3 protein-coding genes and 1 tRNA gene are annotated in these 3,355 nt (G+C 57.4%); 1 reads left to right on the forward strand and 3 read right to left on the reverse strand.

All coding sequences use genetic code 11. From position 1 onward, the window contains the following. Window positions 1-224: 224 nt before the first annotated feature. Together Q0176_RS00365 and Q0176_RS00370 are read right to left on the reverse strand one after the other, a co-directional pair. A tRNA-Gln gene (locus tag Q0176_RS00365) sits at window positions 225-298 on the reverse strand. Between the two features lie 125 nt (window positions 299-423). Next, window positions 424-1,215, reverse strand: coding sequence for a 4Fe-4S binding protein (locus tag Q0176_RS00370; protein ID WP_299297904.1), 792 nt, complete (start codon window positions 1,213-1,215; stop codon window positions 424-426). Window positions 1,216-1,545: 330 nt separating this feature from the next. Here Q0176_RS00370 and Q0176_RS00375 point away from each other — a divergent pair, with 330 nt between their 5' ends. Further along, window positions 1,546-2,502, forward strand: coding sequence for an NTP transferase domain-containing protein (locus Q0176_RS00375; protein ID WP_366796938.1), 957 nt, complete (start codon window positions 1,546-1,548; stop codon window positions 2,500-2,502). Between the two features lie 32 nt (window positions 2,503-2,534). Here Q0176_RS00375 and Q0176_RS00380 read toward each other — a convergent pair whose 3' ends face one another. Beyond that, on the reverse strand, window positions 2,535-3,224 hold the full coding sequence (locus Q0176_RS00380; RefSeq protein ID WP_299297908.1) for a response regulator transcription factor: 690 nt from the start codon (window positions 3,222-3,224) through the stop codon (window positions 2,535-2,537). Between the last annotated feature and the right edge of the window lie 131 nt (window positions 3,225-3,355).

Raw genomic sequence — 3,355 nt, forward strand, 5'->3', positions numbered from 1 at the left:
ACTCGCGGCAGGGGCCACCCTACCCTGCCGACCGTCGAGGGACTTCGATTCAAGGCATTGGCAATCGTTCGGATCCCCTATCCCCGTGCGCGGAGACATCGTCGATCTCCATCGTGTAACTATGTCTATATACTTCAACCGAGAAATAAAAACTCCCACTTTCGCCGACGTTGAACCTTGACGGCCTAAAGCAGGAGTTCAAATTCATCTTTCTTGATTAAAAGTGGCTGGGGAACAGGGATTCGAACCCCGATTACCTGATCCAGAGTCAGGCGTGCTGCCGTTGCACCATTCCCCAACATTATTCACTCAACGAAAGCTAATTCTATCAGGGAAAGTCGAAAAGTCAAGAGCAACCGCTCGGCTTGTCATTGTTCGACCATCACGTATTCACTCGTGGAGAATATGGAAATCAGCGCTTCCCTAGAGCTCCTGATCTTCGAGAACCCGTCCATCGACGGTAACCACCACGACACGCCAGGGGATCATCTTCCCGCTGGCAGCCAGCGCCTGCTTGACGGCATTTTCGATCCCGCCGCAGCAGGGTACCTCCATGCGTACAACCATCACGCTCTTGATATCGTTTTGCCTCAATATCTCCGTGAGCTTCTCCGCATAATCCCCCTCGTCCAACTTCGGACATCCGATCAGCGTTACGCGCTTCCTCATAAAGCGGCGATGGAAATCGCCGCATGCAAAGGCCGTGCAGTCCGCCGCGATCAAAAGGTGGGCTCCCGCAAAACAGGGAGCGTTGACGGGGATGAGCTTGATCTGAACCGGCCACTGCGCCAGCTCGCTGTCCGCGGAGGCAGCGGGACCGTCCTCCCTCTTCTCTTCCTTCGGTTTATTCTCCTCCCTGTTTCCCCTGTCCCGAAGGATATCCCTCATCCGGCTGCCGGGGCAGCCCCCAATAGGCATTTTGAACAACTCCGCAACCCCGCCTTTTTTATCTTCCCTGTGGCCTGCCTCGCGGCGCAGCTCTTCCTGTCGGGCCTTGACCGCGGCGTCGTCGTAGGGCGCCGCCTCGCGCTCCTCGAAGGAGATCGCCTCGGTCGGACAGGCCGGCAGGCAATTCCCCAGTCCGTCGCAATAATCGTCCCGAATCAGCCTGGCCTTGCCGTCCACGATGGCGATGGCGTTTTCATGACAGGCATCGGCGCAGAGCCCGCAGCCGTTGCACTTATCCTCGTCGATTTTGATGATCTTTCGAATCATTTTCGTGTTTTCCCCCTCTTTGCAAAAGCACTGTCCCTTTCCTCTGGACAATGAGAGGATACGGCACCCCTCCGGGAGAATCCATTGCTTTAGCAACAAAACTTGAGGGAAGCGCCGAAGAGAACGAAAAGGCGCATCTCCGCGCAAGAAGTTGCGGAACGCCTATGGGAATGCCTCCGACGCTTCTCCGAAATGGGGCCAGGGGCGGATTATCCGTCCTGCAAAAGCCGTCTGCAAAATTGACGGGCACCTTTTTTTGCTCTATCATTCCAGAAATGAATGTCCTGAAAGGGCTGACGGCTTCTTACGGGAGATGGTGAGGGAAAAAGGATGGGAACTGGAGCGTTGCTGATTGTGGAGAGATTGGAGTTTCCAGGTGGGCCGGCCCGGGGACGGGGCAGTCGGCCGTCGCCTGTACATCGTGTGGTTAGGACGTTGATTCGGGCAGGGATGGACCTCATCGTGCTGGTTACGCCTCCGGACTGCCTGGAGGCGCTGCAAAAACATGTGGCTCGCATGAGCGTCCTTTGTATCGCTCCGGATTCCGGCGCCGCCGTCCTCACGCTTCTCGGTACGGGACTCGTCTACCTTCAAGATAAATGCAGCCGTATCCTGGTCTCCACCTTGGACTATCCTTTTTTCTCCACGGAGACCGTCGCTGCGCTCCTCGAGCCCGACGCTCCTTTGCTCCGGCCGGTGTGCGGCGGCAGAGAGGGCTATCCGATCCGGCTTTTCTCCAGCATGATTCCCCAGATCCTGAAGAAAAACAAGGACGAGAGTGAGGAGCATCTCGGGCTGAACGAAATTCTGAACGGCAGCGGCCTTTCCTGTACGGGGCTGGAGGTCGAGGATGAGGGGGCGGTGCTTCCCTCCCAAAGGGCGTTTGCCCCCCCTCAGACCGCGATCTTCCCTGAATTGCGGCTCCGTCTGGTCCGGAAGAAGCCTTTTTTCGGTCCGGGGGCCTCCGAGTTGCTCTCCCTCATCGAGGAGGCGCAATCCGTGCGTCTGGCCTGTCAGCGGATGGGGATGTCCTACAGCAAAGGCTGGAAGATCCTTTGCGATATGGAGGAGGAATGGGGTGCTCCCCTGATCCTTCGTCGGCAGGGCGGCAGGAATGGGGGCAGTTCCTCCCTCACCTCCGAGGGGAAGGCCCTTCTGGAGGCTTATCGAAAGTTCGAGAAGGTTGCCCAAAGCCTGGTTCAGGAGGCCTTTCGGAACTGTTTCCCGTTCCTCTGCCCCCCGCATCCGAGGAGCGGAGAAGTGCGTGCCGAGACCTCCCCTCATTGAAAGGCTTATGGTTATGGGATTGAGGAAATCCTTTACTGGTCCGGCTGGGGCTCCTCACCGACGAGACATCCCATGGCCTCGGGGCTCATTTGGGCGAACCCGACCTTCCACGCGAGAATCGCGGCCTGGGTGCGGTCCCTGAGCTCCAGCTTCTTCAGCATGTGGCTGACGTGATTCTTGACCGTCTTCTCGGACAGCACGGTCTTTTCGGCCACCTCGATATTGCTGTAGCCCTGGGCCAACCAGTAGAGGACCACCTTCTCTCTGGGCGAGAGCTCTCCTAGGAGGTCGTTCTCGTTCTTGCGCTTGGCGAAGCTGGTCATCAGCTTGCCCGCGACCCGGGGATCGACATAGGACTCGTGCTGATAGGTGGCACGTATCGCCGCAATCAGCTCCGTTCTGCCGGAGGACTTGAGGACGAACCCCATGACGCCCTCCGCCGACAATGTCGCCAGACAATCCTCATCGTCGTAGGCACTGACGGCGATAGTGGCGACCTTCAGTTTACGGCTGTTGATCTCGCGGGCCAGCTGTATCCCGTCCATCCGAGGCATGTTGATATCGAAGAGGATGATGTCGGGGCTGCGTTCCTGAAGCAGCAGAAGCGCCTCCTCTCCGTTCGACGCTTCCCCGACGACCTTGACGTCCGGATCCAACTCCAGAATTTTGCGCAGACCATCGCGGAACAGCTTATGGTCGTCCGCCAGAACGATCTGGATCAACCTGTAAAGCCTCCTTCACAAAAGAAAAAATTGTCCCGAAATGCGGCTAGCGGCTTCCCCGCAGGAGAGACGGCCCTTGCCGGAAATATAAGCATCCCTTCATTTTTTCATAAAATATGGTATAGTATCTC

It is taken from the genome of uncultured Fretibacterium sp. (assembly GCF_938040765.1).
Taxonomy (GTDB): Bacteria; Synergistota; Synergistia; order Synergistales; family Aminobacteriaceae; genus CAJPSE01.